We start from the raw sequence: 17,635 nt of genomic DNA on the forward strand, positions 1-17,635 counted from the left end.
TATCCTTAATGATTTTGTGATACGCTTATCGCGAGACCGTAGTAAATATGTAATTAGCGATAAAATGAGGTATCCATGGCTGTATTAACGCTCCTGCGTTTTCCAGATGAGCGTCTGCGCAGAGTCGCAGTACCAGTGGAAAAAGTAGATGACGAAATACGCACATTAATCGATGACATGATTGAAACCATGTATGCAGAACGAGGTATTGGCTTAGCGGCACCTCAGGTTAATGTATCTAAACGCATTGTTGTAATTGATGTTTCTGAAAACCGAGATCAACCAATTGCACTTATCAATCCTGAAATTATCAGCACTGAAGATGAAGTGATGGATATGATGGATGGGTGTCTATCTATTCCAGATTCTTTTGCCCCAACAGAGCGTTACCGCTTCTTAAAGGTTAAGGCATTGGATAGAAATGGTGATGAAATTGAATTTGAAGCCGCTGATTTGTTTGCAGGCTGCATTCAGCATGAGTTAGACCATCTTGATGGTAAACTCTTTATTGACCATTTATCTCCGTTAAAACGCCAACGGATTGAGAAAAAACAGAAGAAATTGAGCAAACTGATCGACTCACAAGTTGCTTAATTATTCACTTATCTTTTTTTCATATTTTGATAAGTTTTGACATAAAAAAGCTCGGTAATTAACCGAGCTTTTTTTTTAAGGATCGTATTTAAAAACTAGTGTGCTTCATCCCAGTTATTACCAACACCCACTTCAACTTTCAACGGAATAGCTAATTCCATGCTACTTTCCATCAATTTATGGATCATGAGATTTGCGTTCTCTAGGTAAGACTCTCGCACTTCAAACACTAATTCATCGTGTACTTGCATAATCATATGCACATCAGCAGGGCATTCATTGCAAATCCAATTATCCACAGCAATCATGGCTTTTTTGATAATATCTGCAGCTGTACCCTGCATTGGAGCATTAATCGCCTCACGCTCTGAAGCTTTACGACGAATTGCATTCTTTGAATTAATTTCTGGTAAATAGAGGCGACGACCATCTAAGGTTTCAACATAGCCTTGTTCAGAAGCTTGTTTACGTGTGCGCTCCATATAGTCCAAGACACCCGGATAACGTTCAAAATAGAGATCCATATAACGCTGAGCTTCTCTTCTCTCAACACCAATCTGTTGTGATAAGCCAAATGCACTCATGCCATAAATAAGACCAAAGTTGATCGCTTTCGCGCTACGACGTTGCTCAGAGGTAACTTCTTCTAAAGGGATACCAAACACTTCAGATGCAGTTGCACGGTGAATATCTTTACCTTGAGCAAAGGCATCTAACAAGCCTTTATCTTGCGATAAATGTGCCATGATCCGTAATTCAATTTGAGAATAGTCGGCAGCAACAATTTTAAAACCTTCACGCGCAATAAATGCTTGGCGAATTCGACGCCCTTCTTCATTTCTCACTGGGATATTTTGAAGATTCGGATCACGAGAAGATAAACGCCCCGTTGCCGTCACCGCTTGATGATATGAAGTATGTACACGCTTCGTCTTACTATTTACCATTAATGGTAATTTATCTGTATAGGTAGATTTTAGTTTCGCAAGGCCACGATGCTCTAAAATTAAACGAGGCAATTCATGGCTATGCGCTAATTCTTCCAATACTTCTTCATTGGTAGATGGCGCACCTTTCGGGGTTTTCTTGATAACTGGCAACTGCAACTTATCAAATAAAATTTCTTGTAACTGCTTAGGTGAAGAGAGATTAAATTCTTGCCCTGCTAACGCAAACGTCTCTTTTTCAATTTCAGCTAAACGCTGTGTAATTTCTTGAGATTGAACAGCTAACACTTGAGCATCAATTAATACCCCTTTACGTTCCATTCTAGAAAGCACAGGGACTAATGGCATTTCGATATCGCGATAAACATGCTTAAGAGGCGCTATGGCTTCTATTTGAGGGTATAGCGCTTGATGGAGTAATAAAGTGATATCAGCATCTTCAGCCGCATATAACGTCGCTTGTTCAACCTCAATTTGGTTAAACGTTAACTGACCTTTACCTTTACCGGCAATTTCTTCAAATGTTGTGGTTTTATGGTTTAAATGCTTTTCAGCCAAAGTATCCATATCATGTCGATTACTCACGCTATTTAATACGTAAGATTCCAACATCGTATCAAAATGGATGCCGTTTAATTCGATACCTTCATTTTCCATAATGCCACGATCAAACTTCAAATTTTGCCCAATTTTTAGAATGTTTTTATCTTCTAAAATAGGTTTTAATGCCGCTAGCACATCATTAATAGGAAGTTGGTCTGGCGCATCTAAATACTCATGACGCAATGGAATATAAGCGGCTTTACTCGGTTCAATAGCAAATGATAATCCTACTAAACGAGCATCAATATTATTTAAGCTGTCCGTTTCTGTATCAAAGGCAAATGCAGGCGCTTTTTTGAGAAGATCAACCCATCGAGCTAAACTTTCATGCGTTAAGATAGCTTCATAATTCTCTTGTGTAATCACAGGGAAATTAGCTGATACAGGCGCATCTTTGGAGTTAACGGCTTCTGAGGTATAAGGGACAACAACTTTTTGTGTACTACGCTGTGCTAACCAGCCACCATTTTGAAGATCACTTATCCAGCGTTTAAACTCATAACGCGTGAACATCTCTAATAATTGATCTAAATTTGGCTCCTTAACCACTAAATCATCAAACGTTTTATCGAGTTCAACATCGGTTTTAATCGTTGCCAGCTTATAAGAAAGTTTTGCCACTTTCTCATGCTCTGCCATTTTAGCACCCAGTGTTTTAGCGCCACGGAAACTCAACGTTGCGATATTATCAAGCTGTTGATAGATATCCTCTAAACTACCAAGCCCTTGTAAAAGACCCAGTGCGGTTTTTTCACCCACTCCCGGAACACCAGGGATGTTATCTGATGAGTCTCCCATTAATGCGAGGAAATCAATAATCAGCTCGGGAGGAACACCGTATTTTTCTTTAACTTCATCAGGACCTAAAATAACGTTGGTCATGGTGTTAATCAGTGTGATCTTTGGCGTCACTAATTGCGCCATATCTTTATCACCAGTACTGATTAGAACATCACGTCCATCAGCCGCTGCTTTTAGTGCCAATGTTCCAATAACGTCATCCGCTTCCACACCTGAAATAGATAACAAGGGTAAACCCATTGCTTGCACCATTTCATGTAAAGGCGCTATTTGTTCACGCAGATCATCCGGCATTGGAGGACGATTAGATTTATATTCCTCATACAACTCATCACGGAATGTTTTACCTTTAGCGTCAAACACAACCGCAACATGGCTTGGCTTATACTGTATTATTAGGCTGCGCAGCATGTTCAACACACCATACATTGCACCAGTTGGCTCACCTTGGCTATTGGTTAGCGGTGGAAAGGCATGATAGGCACGGTAAAGGTATGAAGAGCCATCTACAAGGATAAAGGGGTTTTCTGCTATCTGGACCATAATCTGTTCATCATTGTTCTGAGGTTCGTTGATATGACTAGAATGCCACATCACAGCCCAATAGACGAATTTTACCTGTTCTTAAATGCAGAAATTCGGCTTAAATACTCAATTATTTATTATTAACCGAACTTAACAGAAAGAATAAATATGAGTGATAACTTAATATTAATTAAAGTACTTTTTTATCAGAAGCCATATCCCTTAATCTGATTTCAATTAAAAACAACGACTAACAAGTAAACTTACTGTGTAATTTAGAAAGTATTTAAGATAGAGCCAATTACTCATTATAAATATTAACGTTCATATTAGTGTCATCTTTTTTTATTAAGGATTTATTTTTTAGACAACATCAAAACAACCTGTGGATAACTCTGTGAGTAGTTTTGTAACCCTCTCAATATTAATAAGTTAGCCTCCTTTTAATTTTATTAACATAATTAAAAAATCAATCACTTAGCGAAATCATTAAGATATTATAAATTAGTCTCAATATTTCTTATTAATGTGGATAGTTATATTATGACAAAAATATGAAAGTCAAAAAAATAGCACTCCTATTTCTTGAGTGCTATTTTCATATAAGGATCTATATACTTTTACTTAATCTATATAGGTAAAATTTAAGCCTATATTATTTTTTCAGCAATAATTGATTCACAATATCAGAATATGTTTTTGCATACTCTTCTGGTGATTTTGCACTGATACCATCATTTTTCATTTTATATTTCCCACCAATGATCATCGCAGGCACACCATTGATTTGGAAATCGGCGACAGCATTTTGTTGTTGGCTAACTAAAGAATTCACCACAAAACTATTCATTGCTGCATCATAATCTTCACCTTTAACGCCAGCGTTAATAAAGGCATTACGGATATCGTCAACAGAACGAATAGATTGCGTTTCTTGAATACCTTTAAATAAAACTGGAGAAACTTGATCTTCAACACCTAAAGCCATTGCCACAGCCCAAGAACGTGTTAAGTCTTTACCTAAAGGTCCTAAGAAATCAACGTGGTAGCGGACAATATTAGTCTTTTCTGGTACATTCTTTTCAACAGTACTATTGACTTTATACACTTCAGAAAATTGATAACAATGTGGGCAATAAAAAGAGAAAAACTCAACAACATCAGGCGCTGATGCAACAGGTTTAGAAAGGTTAGTATACTGCTTTCCTTCAGAAATATCCGCAGCAGAAACACTGAATGCTAACACCATACTTGCTAACGCCAGCCAAATCTTTTTCATTTCTCATCGTCTCCTAAGAATTAATACATTGGACTAAGTTGTAAAGGAGGCTCATTTAACTGCTCCACTTGTCCCTTGAATAAGGCTAATTGTTTAAACCAAAAATCTTGCTCTTGAAACCAAATAAAAGCGCGAGGGAAAGCAGGATCATTCCAGCGTTTTAATACCCACGCGAGATAATGCACCATTCTCATTGTTCTTAGTGGTTCAATTAATGACAATTCACGTAAATCAAAATCTTGGTATTCATAATAAGACTCAAGGATAGTATCTAACTGTATAACCTGCTCTTGCCGTGAGCCATTTAATAACATCCAAAAGTCTTGTACCGCAGGTCCCATTCGGGAATCATCAAAATCAACCATTACAACTTCATCACGCCACAATATATTACCGGGATGGCAATCACCATGTAGCCGTAATATTTGCCATGTAGAGTCCTCTATTCTAGGACGCACATCATGAATAAGTTTATCTATAACCTCTATAAATTGAGGTTTGAGGTTATTAGGAATTAACGAACTACTTTCAAATTCTAATTTTGGCGCTATCAGATATTCTGCAATAGAAACTGTCGGTCGATACTCATAATTCTTTTTTCTGCCTATTTGATGAATGCGCCCTAATGTGCGTCCTACTTCTTCTAGCTGAAATAAATTATCAGTTTCATATGCTCTTCCCCCTATACTGGGGAATATTGCAAAATAAAAGCCATTATCAGAAAAATGAACTGTCTCACTATTAATCATTAAAGGCGCCGCAACAGATACCTCAGCCTCCTTTAATGCTAAAACAAATTCATGTTCTTCTTTTATCTGTTCATACGACCAACGTTGAGGACGATAAAATTTCACCACATAACGTTGTCTATGCTCATCCATAAATTGAAAAACACGATTCTCATAGCTATTTAATTCCGTTAGCCCTGACTCAGGATAAAAACCGATTTTAACTAACGCGTCCCAAATGTTATCAGGAGAAAGTCCCTGAAAATTAAATGAGGCAGACATTTCCATTTTCTATCCTGAACTTAGTCTTTAATCACACCACGAGCGCGTAAAATAGCGGTTTTAAAATCTTCTTCGTAATCTTTTTTCAGCCCTGGTATCACATCTGTTGGTGCTGAACCACGCATTTTCAGATGGTAAATCAAAATATCATCAGTCAGATCAGATAATTGACCTTTAAAACCCGCTTCATTAGCCAGTTTCTGCAATAATTGAATTAAGTTTAAATCAGAATTTTCTTCCCAAACTGGGTGCAATAATTCCATAACTTCATTAAGACGGTGACATTTCATACAAAAAATCCTTATTATTAATGACAACAACAAAGTACCAATTATTATCCGATAGAAAAAGGAAACCTCTGTCAATATGCGTAAAGATTACGCTTTTTTGATAAAAATTGCTGTCGCTTTACATGAAATCTCATTAAGTCGATATTTTTTATTAGTATATCGTCTTTCCTTGATAAAAATCGTTCGGAAAATTTAGCCAATTTATTCACAAATATTGAATATGAAAATGAAGAATATTACAGGTGGTATACTTGCGGGTGGCCAAGCAACACGAATGGGAGGGGCTGATAAAGGGCTTCAAATTCTACATGGACAGCCTTTATACCGCCATATTGCCCAAAAACTAGCACCACAAGTTGATAGCATACTGATTAGTGCTAACCGAAATTTAGAACAATATCGCCAAAGCCAATATCCTGTTATTACAGATGAAATAGAAGGGTTTTCAGGGCCTTTAGCTGGCATGCTTACGTTATTAAAACAAGCTTCAACACCTTGGGTTGCCTTTGTGCCTTGCGACGTTCCCTATTTCCCTCTTAATTTAGTTGAAAAACTCTATGAGCAAAGAGGCGATGCATTAGCCGTTTATGTTGATGATGGTGAAAGAGAACATCCTACCTTAGCACTGCTAAATCGTCGTATTATTCCTATGCTAGAAGCTTATTTAGCACAAGGTGATCGAAAATTAATGTTGTTTATGAAGCAGATAAATGCACATCCTGTTTTATTCGCGGATCAAGCAAATGCTTTTATTAATTTAAATACCCCTGACGATATTAAAAAAGCCAACAAATTAAAAAAACAGGACTGAAAAATATGGCACAAGTAGATTTACCCCTTTTAGGGATCACGGCGTGGAGTGGAACTGGTAAAACGACACTACTAAAACAGCTTATTCCACAATTACGCAAAAGAGAAATTCGTGTAGGTATGATCAAACATACTCATCATGATATGGATGTGGATAAACCCGGAAAAGACAGCTACGAGCTTAGAAAAGCAGGAGCAGATCAGACATTAGTCGCAAGCCAACAACGCTGGGCATTAATGACAGAAACTCCAGAACTACCAGAATTAGATTTGTATTACCTCGCATCTCGTTTTGATACGAGTAAACTAGATTTAATCTTAGTCGAAGGATTTAAAGGCGAAACCATTCCTAAAATTGCACTTTATCGCCATATCAACGAGCGTGATTTTAATGATTTACTTGATGAGCACGTTATTGCCGTCGCCAGTGATTGTGATTTAAGCATCGATTTTCCACTACTAGATATCAACGCACCCGAAGCTATTGCAGAATTTATTGCAGATTGGCTTAAAAACAATAAATGATCGTTGTGGGCTATTTTTATAGCCCACATTTAATGACAGTATCTCAAATATTATTCTAATAATTCTAAATCAAATTCGTCACTGATTGTTTTAATAATCGTTACCACAGTTTCTGCAAAACTGTCTTCGCCAAAATCTCTCAGCATTAGCCAAATATTATCATCAACATTCCAATTCTGTGGAATATTGAGGCTTTCTTCTGAATATGCATACCAAGGATAATATTCAGCATTTAGTTGACACTCAACATAATAGTCAGGAAATACTCGTTCAATTTCACTTTGAATTTCAGTGTAGTTCTTTAATTTATTTCTTTTCGGTGCTTCATTTTTTCTTTCAAAGCCCCAATAAAAATTTCTTAAATTTGAACTCTCAAATTTAAACACCAAATAATAAAGGCTATCATCGTTAAAATCGACATAAAATCCAGACTCTTTTTTCCCTTTTCTAAAGTCTTCTTCATCAAAATAAAACTCTATAGATAGCTCATCTGTTTTATTTATGATATGAGTTATAAACTCATTCATTATTGATAACTTAATATTTTCTATGCTTTTAGATATTAAAAGAGCAGAGCTAATTGCATCATTATCTTCTAATATTTTTTCTACTATTTCGTCTTGCAATTCCATATTTAGCTCGTAATTAATCTCTGACTTAATAAATTTTATAATAGATTCAATAAACATTTTTACTTGAATTGACTCTATTTTATAGGTGCACTCTTCTAACCATTTAATAATTTCATAATAAGTAATATGGTGAATATTATCTTTTATCTCTTTATCTGCATCTTTAGATAAAGAATACTCGCTATATTCAGTGTTACTTAAATAAAATAAAATCCATTTTTTTCGACTTCTTCCTGCTCTTTTTTTCAACCAGCAACCATAATCATATAACTGATTTTCTTCATCTTCAGCCCATGGTTTATTCTCAATACCTATCAATAAATCAGAGGTTTCAACAAAAATATCTAAACGACGATAACTATCGTCTTGCTCAACTGCCTGTTCAAGACAGACGGATTTTACAGACTGATATTTATTATTTTTAATAAAATGTTGATAAAACTTTTGAGTAAATAATTTACCCTGAGCATGCGTTTCTGTTGGATCAAGTAGAAATGCTAAGCATTTTGAAATTGTATTTTCATTTATCTTGAATAGAGATAAAGGTGAAAAATCTGGACTTAACTTTTTATAGTAGCGTTTTTTCGCTTTGTCGTAAGATTTTCGTTCTGTCGTAATACGTTGGATTACTTTATGAACAATAGCTGGGGAAATATCCATGTTTCTTCTAGTAATAAAAATAAGGTAATTTAGTTTATGTCTAATGTTGATTTCTAATTTAAACAATATCACCAATAAAATATAGCTAATGGAGAGATTAATAAAAATAGGTTCCAATAAAACTCAGAACCTATCTATTAAAGTAATTATTTTTATTTCAAAATAATTGCTTGATAAGGCTGAAGAATAAGGTTGCCTTGTGCGTTTTCCACTATTGGGCTGTTATGCAAATAAATATCTTTAGCCTTAATGGCCAGTACTTTTTCTTCACCACTAAAATTGCAGTAAATATTGACTGAGTTGCCTTCATACGTACGCTGAAAAGCAATTACATTTTCTGGTGAATCTAATGGCAAAAACTCACCATAAATCAAAATATCACTAATTTCTGAATGTCGTCTTAATGCAATTAATTGTTGGTAATAAGCAAAAAGAGAATGCTTATCTTGCATTTCTTTCTGTGCATTAATCTCGACATAATTAGGGTTAACTTTTAACCATGGTTTACCTGTACTAAACCCCCCATTTATTTCACTACTCCATTGGAAAGGTGTTCTTGAATTATCACGGCTGCGGGCATTAAAATATTCAATCATTTGCTCGTCGCTATAGCCTAATTTATTACCCCATTCATGCAATTTAAAAACATGTAAATCATCATGTTCCTCTAATGTCATAGGGCAATTTGTCATACCAATTTCTTGCCCTTGATAAATAAAAGGTGTTCCTCGTTGAGTTAATAAAAATGTCGCTAACATTTTGGCACTAATAGGATTAATGCCTCCTTTAGGGAGAAATTTATTTAATGAACGCGGTTGATCATGATTTTCTAAATAAGGTGCTCCCCAACCTACTCGTTGAGTATCTAATTGGCTTTTAATAAAGACAGGTTTTAATCTTTCACCAGTGATTGGATTAATGGCGAAGGGCTTTTCATTGCGAATATCTAAATCAGCGATGCTAAAATCAAATACCATAGAGAAATAACCATTCTCACCCACATAAGCACGTAAATCTTTTTCAGGTACATCAATTTCTGCAACCGTCATACTATTTGCAGGCTTAAAAGTATTCTCAGCTAATTCAGTTAAAAACTTATCAATACCCGGTTGATTTAAAACCCAAGGCACTAAAGATGCAGAACCATCATCTTTATCAGGTTCAAATTGATATTCAGATAAGGCTTCAGGAGATTTTTTTAAATTACCAATCGCATCAATGCGAAATCCTGCAACTCCTTTTTTTATCCAGACATTTATCATGTCGATAATATCTTTGCGTAATTGTGGGTTTTCCCAATTTAAGTCCGGCTGTTCGGGGCCAAATGAATTGAAATACCAACGATTAGTTTTTCCAACACGACTCCAAACAGAGCAATCAAAATAAGTGCGTAAATTATTAGGAGGCGTCGATTTATCCCATTGTTTAAAAATATAATAATCGCTATATGGGCTATTCGGATCTTCAATTGCCGCTTTAAACCATGGATGCTCATCAGAAGAGTGATTTAATACTAAATCTAATAGAATTTTAATATCACGTTTTTTAGCTTCGTAAATAAGTTTATCTAACGCGTTATTATCGCCAAAGAGAGGATCGACAACAGAATAATCAGCAATATCATAACCATTGTCTTTCATTGGTGATTTAAAAATTGGACATAACCAAATAACATTTGTACCGAGTGATTGAATATAATCTAATTTCTCCGTGATCCCTGCTAAATCCCCAACACCATCCCCGTTACTATCATAATAGCTCTTGGGATAAATTTGATAGACCACTGCTTCTTTCCACCAAGTATTAGACATATTCACCTCACCAAGGTAATTAACATATATGGAACTGTTCCATAATTTATATAAGATACTATAGGTACTAAAAGAGAGGGTAAGGTAATTAACATACTAAAATGTGAAATAGCTCATACTAAAAAAACACAATTACCTCAATAAAAATGGGTTTGTCATAATCATATTAAGATATATTAGGTCATCAACTAATTAAAAGGAGCAACAGCATATTCAATGGCCGGGATCCGTGATGTCGCAAAAAAAGCCAATGTCGCAGCAAGTACTGTTTCCAGAGCATTAAATAACAGTGGCTATGTGTCTCAAGCGGCACGAGAAAAAATAAAAAAAGCGGTAGAAGAATTAGATTATATTCCAGATACTTGGCTAAGAAACTTATATCAACAAAAAAGTGCGGTTGTTGGTGTCATTATTAACAGCCTTGAATACCCTTATTTTGCGACAGTGACACGTTTTATTGAAAATAAGCTCGCTGAAAATGGCTATAGCATGATGTTATGTGCAACACAAAATAGCAAAGTACGTGAACGTATATTTTTTGATATGCTTAAACGCGGTCAGATTGACGGTATTATTGCAGAATATCTGTTATTGGATGATAGTGAATATCAGCATATTCAAAGACCCGTGGTAACACTAGACCGTCATCTTCGCGATATTCCATTAGTTTGTTCCGATCATCATACGGGTGGCCAATTAGCGGCAGAGCACCTTATTCAAAAAGGGTGCAAAAAAATCCTCTATATTGAAGATAATTCAAGTTATTTATCATCAACCCCTTCATATCAAAGCTGTTTAGCTTTTAAAGAAACGCTTATTCAGGCAGGTATTAAACCTATTTCTTGTAAAGTAAATTGGAAAGAAGAAGAGAAAGACTACTTTCATTCTTTTGCAACAAAAATACTCTCTTTGCATTCAGATATTGATGCGATTTTTGCTGCTGATATTCCCGCCATGGCATTATTTAATGAAGCAACAAGGCGAAATATTGCCATTCCAGAACAATTAAAAATTGTTGCTTACGATGGTAGCCCTTGGTTAAACCAAACACTGCGCCAATTAACCTGTATTGAACAACCCTTTGAAAAACTAGCCGAAAAAAGCGTAGAAGTGATTAGTGCATTAATTGAGAATAAAGCAATCACAGATAACGTCTCTGTTATTCCAGTGAAATTTATTCAAGGTGAAAGTAGTTAATTATTGATTCAATTCTTATGACAGTTTTGTGTTGAGATATCGACATAACATGTCGATATCATAAACATGTCACGCCATTATGTTTATAAAAACGCATTTTATCGACATATCACCATAACATGTCGATACCATAAACATGTCACGCCATTATGTTTATAAAAACGTATTTTATCGACATATCGACATAACATGTCGATACCATAAAAAACGCCAAAGAAAGTTACCCTTCTTTGGCGTTTTATCGCATTATGTTTTACTTCAATATTGAGTAAAGCTTATTGCCTTATTTTGTAGGGCGAACAGCGATAACTTCAATTTCTACACGCCATGCTGGGTTAGCTAATTTAGCAACCTGAAAAGCTGAACGTGCTGGAAGTTTGTTGGTTTTTTCTGCATCAAAGAATTTAGAATAACCTTGCATAAAGCCTTTGAAATCCATAGTCCCATCAGTCTCTTCGCCACCAACTAAGAAGACTTGCATTTTCACGATATCATCCATACCTAAATCAAGTTTGTTTAGGTTAGTTTTAATTTGCTCTAACACGTTGATGGTTTGTTCTTCAGTATTACCATAAGAAGCTAATACACCTTCTGGCGCATCTGCTGATTTCTTAGTTGGAACTTTGCCACTTAAGAAAACAAGATTACCACCTGTAACTTCTACAGATTCTGAAATTGGCATACCATTTAATTTATGATGCACAACACCCTCCGCGTTCGCACTTGCTACACCAAAAATGAAAGGTAGGGCAACAAGTAAACTTTTATAGCGCATGGAAACTCCTTAATATGTTTAATTTACAGTAAAACAAGGGGTTATTTACTTCTTAAAACGATCCATACTAAATGGCGTTGGATCAATAACAGGTTTCTTACCCGTAACGATATCGGCAGTCACTTCACCCGCTGCTGGACTTTCGGTCATACCCCATACTGTCGCTGTATTAATAACTAGACCTGGGTATTCTTTGACCTCAGAAATAATAGGTAATTCATCAAATGTTGGACTCACGACCGCACCCCAACGTTCAACAACTTGTGATTTTTCAAATACTGGGAATTCAGCTTTCATTCTTTGGAATACAGCATCCAAGTGCTCAGTATTTTGCGTTGCTGTTGCAACACGATATTGTTCAAACGGTGTTTTTTCATCTAATTTCCAAGATGTTGCCATCTTGAATGAGTTAAATAAATCTTCACCGATAGAGAATTCTAATGGTAGCTCACCACCACCTAATAGGTGCATGAACTTAGGTCCTAACAAGAAGCTATCTTTTACGATAGAACTTGTGAAAATACGTGGTGCGACAGCATAAGTACCATCGGCTTGCTCACGGAAGTGAATACCGTTTGGTAAATGTACGTTACCACGAGGTGCGCCTGGAACACCTGATACACGTTGTTGTGATAAGTAAACATTCAGCGTTGGAATATCAATGCCCATGTTACCCATAAATAAACGTGACCAAATACCACCAGCTAGAACAACGTGAGATGTTCTAATTGCGCCTTTTTCTGTTACAACATCAGAAATTTTACCACCCGCAGTTTCAATGCCTCTTACCGCGCAGTTGGTATAGATTTTTACGCCAATTTGTTTAGCGTAGCGTGCTAATGCCGGTGTGCCTGTTTCTGGGTCAACAGAGCCTGAGTCTTCTTCAAAAGCGGCAACAGTCCATGGTGTTTGAGCACCAACAAGACGGTTTGATAACTCTTCACCTTTAATAATGCGCGTATTTAATGGTGTATCAAATCCAGCCGTTTCTTTTGCTGTTTTGATCCACGCTTGAGCTTTATCAAGTGCTTTTTCATCAGCAAGGGCTTCTACACGACCTTGTGTACGATAACTGGTATCTGCACCAATTTTCTCGTTCATTCCACGCCATAAGATTTTCCCGTAATGGTGTAATGGGAAAATTTCTGGTGATGTTTGATAACTAATAATTTGGCTGTATGCTCGGCCTGATTGTTCACCGCCAATCTCGCCTTTTTCTAAAATAGTGACACTCATGCCACGTTCTGCAAGGTTGATAGCGGTCATGATACCTTGGATACCACCACCAATAATCACTGCATCAGATTCTTTAGGCAGCGCACCCTCTGTACCTTCGACAAATGATACTCTAGATTTAGCTTCAACGAATTTACCATCACGGCGAACCATTGGAACTAACGCAGCACCACCGGCTAAAACACCCGCAGCACCAACACCTAAAAGCAGCTTTCTCCTTGAAATTTTCATCTTCTACCTCAGTAATGGATTTATCACTTATATTTATAATGTTATTCATTTATTTCTTTAAAACTGAATAATACCATAGTTCATTATATTGTTAATAATTATAATTATTTGTTAACCATTTCTTAGAATAACAATATCCATAGATACAACGTGGTTACTTTAACCATTTTTTTTCATAGAAATTCATCAATTAATAAAGTGAAGATGAAAATTTTTTATTTATTATTCATTGATAAACAAGAAAATAATAAGAAATGGATAAATTTTTAACTGAAAAAGTAATTGTTTAAAAAATTAACATTTCGATACAAATAACAAGGAGGGGATGTAAAATATTGTTTACAAAACAAGCAAAATCTATCGCACAATTGCATAAAATAAAAAGATGATCCTGACCAGGTAATAGCCTTATTTTCACAAAATAAGTAATTTCACTTAATCACTGGTTTATGGGTCAGTAAGTAGACAAATGTACTTTTAGGAAAATACATAGAAAAGAGGATGTATGAGTTAGAAATAACGCTGGAGTCAGTACAAATTTGCAATAAAAAAAGCCAGAGGGTTAACTCTAGCTTTTCACGTAATAATAAAAATAAGCTATATAAATGAAAATAGCTTATCTCATCGTCACAAATTCTTCTGCTGCAGTTGGGTGGATTGCCACAGTATCATCAAAGTCTTTTTTCGTTGCGCCCATTTTCAGTGCCACAGCGAAACCTTGTAGCATTTCATCCATACCAAATCCAATACCATGAATACCCACAATTTTTTCGTCTGCACCAACACAAACCAACTTCATACGACATGGTTGACGATGACGCGTCACAGCACTATACATTGCAGTGAAAGACGATTTGTACACTTTGACTTGGTCTGCACCATATTGCTCAACCGCTTGAGGCTCTGTTAAACCAACAGTACCAATAGCAGGATGGCTAAATACCACCGTTGGGATATTTGAATAGTCTAAGTGTTCGTTAGGTTTGTTGTTAAATAAACGCTCTGACAAACGACGCCCTGCGGCAACAGCAACCGGTGTTAATTCAACAGCCCCAGTATTATCGCCAACAGCATAAATTCCTTTTACATTGGTATTTTGGAATTTATCGACTTTGATATAGCCTTTTTCATTTAACTCAACACCCGTTGCCGCCAGATTCAGGTTATCTGTTGCAGGTTCACGACCAATTGCCCAGATTAAGGTATCAACTGTTTGCTCTGTGCCGTTTTCCAGTTGTAGCGTTAAACTTCCGTCTGCATTCTTAATCACAGCTTTAGGAATAGCGTGTGTATGTAATTTAGGTCCTTCGGTTTCCATCACTTCTAACAGTGTTTCAACGATTAATGGGTCAAAATTACGCAGTGGTGCATGTTTACGAACAAATAGATGTGTTTCGCTACCTAAAGCATTTAACACTCCAGCAAGTTCAACAGCGATATAACCAGCTCCAACAACAGCAACACGTTTTGGTAAAGCTTTTAATTCAAAGAAGCCATCAGAATTAATACCATACTCAGCACCTGGAATATTAGGTTGAACAGGACGACCGCCTGTTGCAATCAGAATATTATCAGCGGTGATCTTTTCACCATTGACTTCAATAGTATTGGCATCAACAAAACGAGCAAACCCTTGGATAACATCAACTTTATTATTACCTAAGACACGGTCATAAGATTGATGAATACGGTCAATATAAGCAGAACGACTACTAATTAGCGTATCCCAATCAAAACGGTTCACTGTGGTATCAAAACCATAATCAGGGCCGTATTGATGAATAGCTTCAGCAATTTGCGCTGCATGCCACATCACTTTTTTAGGTACACAACCCACGTTAACACAAGTGCCACCTAATGCTTTCGCTTCAATTAATGCGCATTTTTGACCATACATTGCCGCTCTATTAATTGATGCGATACCGCCACTACCGCCACCGATGGCGATGTAATCGTAATGTTTGCTCGTCATTTCTCTGATCCATTTATCTGTAGAAAAATAGGTAACTCACAGGCTAAGTCTTTCATATCATGATGTCTATTATGACAAAATTTAAAACATAGCACGTCAGATTTTAGCTTTTACAGTAATAGGCAAAAACAATAATAAAGATGCTTATTCTGGTACAACCCACTCAACTAATGTATGTCCAATCCCCTCAGGAACTAAGGTCTTATGTAACCAAGGGAGTATTGATTTCATTTGTGATTCTAATTTCCAAGGTGGATTAATCACAATCATGCCTGATGCAGTCATCCCTAATTGATCACTATCGGGTTTTACTGCTAATTCAATTTGTAAAATCTTACGGATCCCTGTTGCTTCAAGCTCTTTTAGCATACGTTTGATTTGCTGACGGTGAACAACGGGATACCAAATCGCATAAGTGCCTGTCGCAAAGCGCTTATGACCATCAACAACACCTTTAACAACGGCAGAATAGTCTTGTTTGAGTTCATAAGGTGGATCAATTAATGCGAACCCACGACGGCTTGGCGGAGGTAACTTAGATTTTAATTGGCCAAAACCATCTTCACGAGAAACTCTAGCTCTCTCATCACGAGAGAATTCGGTACGTAATAAAGGAAAATCCGTTGGATGCAATTCTGTTAGCACTAAAGAATCTTGTTCTCTTAGTAATTTGCCCGCTAATAAAGGTGATCCCGGATAATAACGCAGCTCCCCACTTGCGTTTAATTCTCCAACCGCTTCAAGGTAAGGCAAAATAAGCTCAGGCACTTCTTCTTGCTGCCATAAGCGTGCGATCCCTTCTAAATATTCGCCAGTGCGGGTCGCATGGGCATTGGTTAATTGATAACGTCCAGCGCCAGCATGAGTATCAAGATAAAGGAAAGGTTTTTCTTTCTCTTTTAAAGACTCAATGATGAGTGTTTGAACAATATGTTTTAAAACATCGGCGTGGTTGCCAGCATGGAAACTATGGCGATAGCTCAGCATTCTTTATCTTCCATTAGAAATAAGTATAGCTTAGTAATTAATTTACTCAGAAATAGTGATTAAACTCAGTGTATCAGAAAAAGCCGAACTTCTTCATTGAAAGCGAAAGAAACGTTGTGTCTTAATATCCAGCAGTTATGATAAACCTATATTTCACTTAAGTTTAAATAGGATAGAAAGATGAAAAAATTACTTTTGACTGCCATAACCTTAAGCTTACTCGCAAGTAATGCTTATGCCGATAGATCAACCAATGGCTGTGAGATAAAAAAGCAGAATATCCAAAAACAAATGGAATATGCAAAAGCACATGGTAATCAATATCGTATCCAAGGCTTGGAACGAGCATTACAAAATGTTGAACGCTATTGCACACCTGAAAAAGTAGTTGAAAACACGCGCCTTGAATTACGTGAAAAACAACTTGATGTTAAAGAGCGGGAGCTAGAATTAAAAGAAGCACAACTTAAAGGTGATGCAGATAAAATTGCTAAACAAGAAAGAAAACTCGCTGAAGAAAAGGCAGATTTAAAAGCAATTGAAGAAGAATTAAATCTACTGACAAAGTAGTTATCATTAGTCATTAATGTCTACTCCTTATTTGGCTGTGAAATACAGCATAAAACAATAAGTGAGTAGCCATTCTCTTATTAAACTAAACTTAATTTCAGAATTGCTGTATTGGTTTTCTATCCTTTATTAAGTACAAGATTATCTACGCCTTTTGATAGAGCATCATCTACACTTAAG

At 36.2% G+C, this 17,635-nt stretch carries 15 protein-coding genes; 5 read left to right on the top strand and 10 right to left on the bottom strand.

The window, feature by feature from the left end; all coding sequences use genetic code 11:
- Positions 1-75: 75 nt before the first annotated feature.
- Entirely contained in the window at positions 76-594 is a 519-nt protein-coding gene (gene def, locus BTA34_RS15410) for a peptide deformylase (RefSeq protein ID WP_151436305.1), read from the top strand.
- Positions 595-689: 95 nt separating this feature from the next.
- Here def and polA read toward each other — a convergent pair whose 3' ends face one another.
- From polA to BTA34_RS15430, 4 genes are all read right to left on the bottom strand, one after another.
- Positions 690-3,488, bottom strand: coding sequence for a DNA polymerase I (polA, locus tag BTA34_RS15415; RefSeq protein ID WP_151436306.1), 2,799 nt, complete (start codon positions 3,486-3,488; stop codon positions 690-692).
- A 637-nt stretch (positions 3,489-4,125) separates the two neighbouring features.
- Positions 4,126-4,749 (bottom strand): thiol:disulfide interchange protein DsbA, encoded by a 624-nt coding sequence (gene dsbA, locus BTA34_RS15420; protein ID WP_151436307.1) that lies wholly within the window; start codon positions 4,747-4,749, stop codon positions 4,126-4,128.
- Positions 4,750-4,769: 20 nt separating this feature from the next.
- Positions 4,770-5,765 (bottom strand): serine/threonine protein kinase, encoded by a 996-nt coding sequence (locus tag BTA34_RS15425; protein WP_151436308.1) that lies wholly within the window; start codon positions 5,763-5,765, stop codon positions 4,770-4,772.
- A gap of 14 nt (positions 5,766-5,779) precedes the next feature.
- Positions 5,780-6,049, bottom strand: coding sequence for a YihD family protein (locus BTA34_RS15430; protein ID WP_109408934.1), 270 nt, complete (start codon positions 6,047-6,049; stop codon positions 5,780-5,782).
- 220 nt (positions 6,050-6,269) lie between these two features.
- Between BTA34_RS15430 and mobA the strand changes: the two genes are divergently transcribed.
- Together mobA and mobB are read left to right on the top strand one after the other, a co-directional pair.
- Positions 6,270-6,860 carry a molybdenum cofactor guanylyltransferase MobA gene (gene mobA / locus BTA34_RS15435; protein ID WP_151436309.1) on the top strand — a complete coding sequence of 197 codons (591 nt, stop codon included), beginning with the start codon at positions 6,270-6,272 and terminating at the stop codon, positions 6,858-6,860.
- A gap of 5 nt (positions 6,861-6,865) precedes the next feature.
- Positions 6,866-7,384, top strand: a complete 519-nt coding sequence (gene mobB / locus BTA34_RS15440; protein ID WP_151436310.1) for a molybdopterin-guanine dinucleotide biosynthesis protein MobB — start codon at positions 6,866-6,868, stop codon at positions 7,382-7,384.
- Positions 7,385-7,434: 50 nt separating this feature from the next.
- On the opposite strand, the gene BTA34_RS15445 is transcribed toward mobB, so the two are convergent.
- Both BTA34_RS15445 and BTA34_RS15450 read right to left on the bottom strand, forming a co-directional pair.
- The gene (locus BTA34_RS15445) at positions 7,435-8,676 is read right to left on the bottom strand and encodes a PD-(D/E)XK nuclease family protein (RefSeq protein ID WP_151436311.1); all 1,242 of its coding nucleotides are present in this window, start codon (positions 8,674-8,676) and stop codon (positions 7,435-7,437) included.
- A gap of 152 nt (positions 8,677-8,828) precedes the next feature.
- On the bottom strand, positions 8,829-10,487 hold the full coding sequence (locus BTA34_RS15450; RefSeq protein WP_151436312.1) for an alpha-glucosidase: 1,659 nt from the start codon (positions 10,485-10,487) through the stop codon (positions 8,829-8,831).
- A 216-nt stretch (positions 10,488-10,703) separates the two neighbouring features.
- Between BTA34_RS15450 and BTA34_RS15455 the strand changes: the two genes are divergently transcribed.
- Positions 10,704-11,684: a LacI family DNA-binding transcriptional regulator gene (locus BTA34_RS15455; RefSeq protein ID WP_151436313.1), complete on the top strand. Its 981-nt coding sequence runs from the start codon at positions 10,704-10,706 to the stop codon at positions 11,682-11,684.
- 283 nt (positions 11,685-11,967) lie between these two features.
- On the opposite strand, the gene BTA34_RS15460 is transcribed toward BTA34_RS15455, so the two are convergent.
- The 4 genes from BTA34_RS15460 to BTA34_RS15475 all read right to left on the bottom strand — a co-directional run bounded on the left by BTA34_RS15460 (position 11,968) and on the right by BTA34_RS15475 (position 16,885).
- Complete coding sequence (locus tag BTA34_RS15460) at positions 11,968-12,459, bottom strand: RidA family protein (RefSeq protein ID WP_151436314.1); 492 nt, start codon at positions 12,457-12,459, stop codon at positions 11,968-11,970.
- 45 nt (positions 12,460-12,504) lie between these two features.
- The gene (locus tag BTA34_RS15465) at positions 12,505-13,926 is read right to left on the bottom strand and encodes an NAD(P)/FAD-dependent oxidoreductase (protein ID WP_151436315.1); all 1,422 of its coding nucleotides are present in this window, start codon (positions 13,924-13,926) and stop codon (positions 12,505-12,507) included.
- 616 nt (positions 13,927-14,542) lie between these two features.
- A complete protein-coding gene (gorA, locus tag BTA34_RS15470) occupies positions 14,543-15,898 on the bottom strand; it encodes a glutathione-disulfide reductase (protein ID WP_151436316.1) in 1,356 nt (451 codons plus the stop codon).
- A 144-nt stretch (positions 15,899-16,042) separates the two neighbouring features.
- Positions 16,043-16,885 (bottom strand): 23S rRNA (adenine(2030)-N(6))-methyltransferase RlmJ, encoded by an 843-nt coding sequence (locus tag BTA34_RS15475; protein ID WP_151436317.1) that lies wholly within the window; start codon positions 16,883-16,885, stop codon positions 16,043-16,045.
- Positions 16,886-17,065: 180 nt separating this feature from the next.
- Between BTA34_RS15475 and BTA34_RS15480 the strand changes: the two genes are divergently transcribed.
- On the top strand, positions 17,066-17,455 hold the full coding sequence (locus BTA34_RS15480) for a DUF1090 domain-containing protein (RefSeq protein ID WP_151436318.1): 390 nt from the start codon (positions 17,066-17,068) through the stop codon (positions 17,453-17,455).
- Positions 17,456-17,635 lie beyond the last annotated feature (180 nt).

The sequence above is a fragment of the Proteus sp. CD3 genome (assembly GCF_008808075.1).
In the GTDB taxonomy this organism is placed as follows: domain Bacteria; phylum Pseudomonadota; class Gammaproteobacteria; order Enterobacterales; family Enterobacteriaceae; genus Proteus; species Proteus appendicitidis.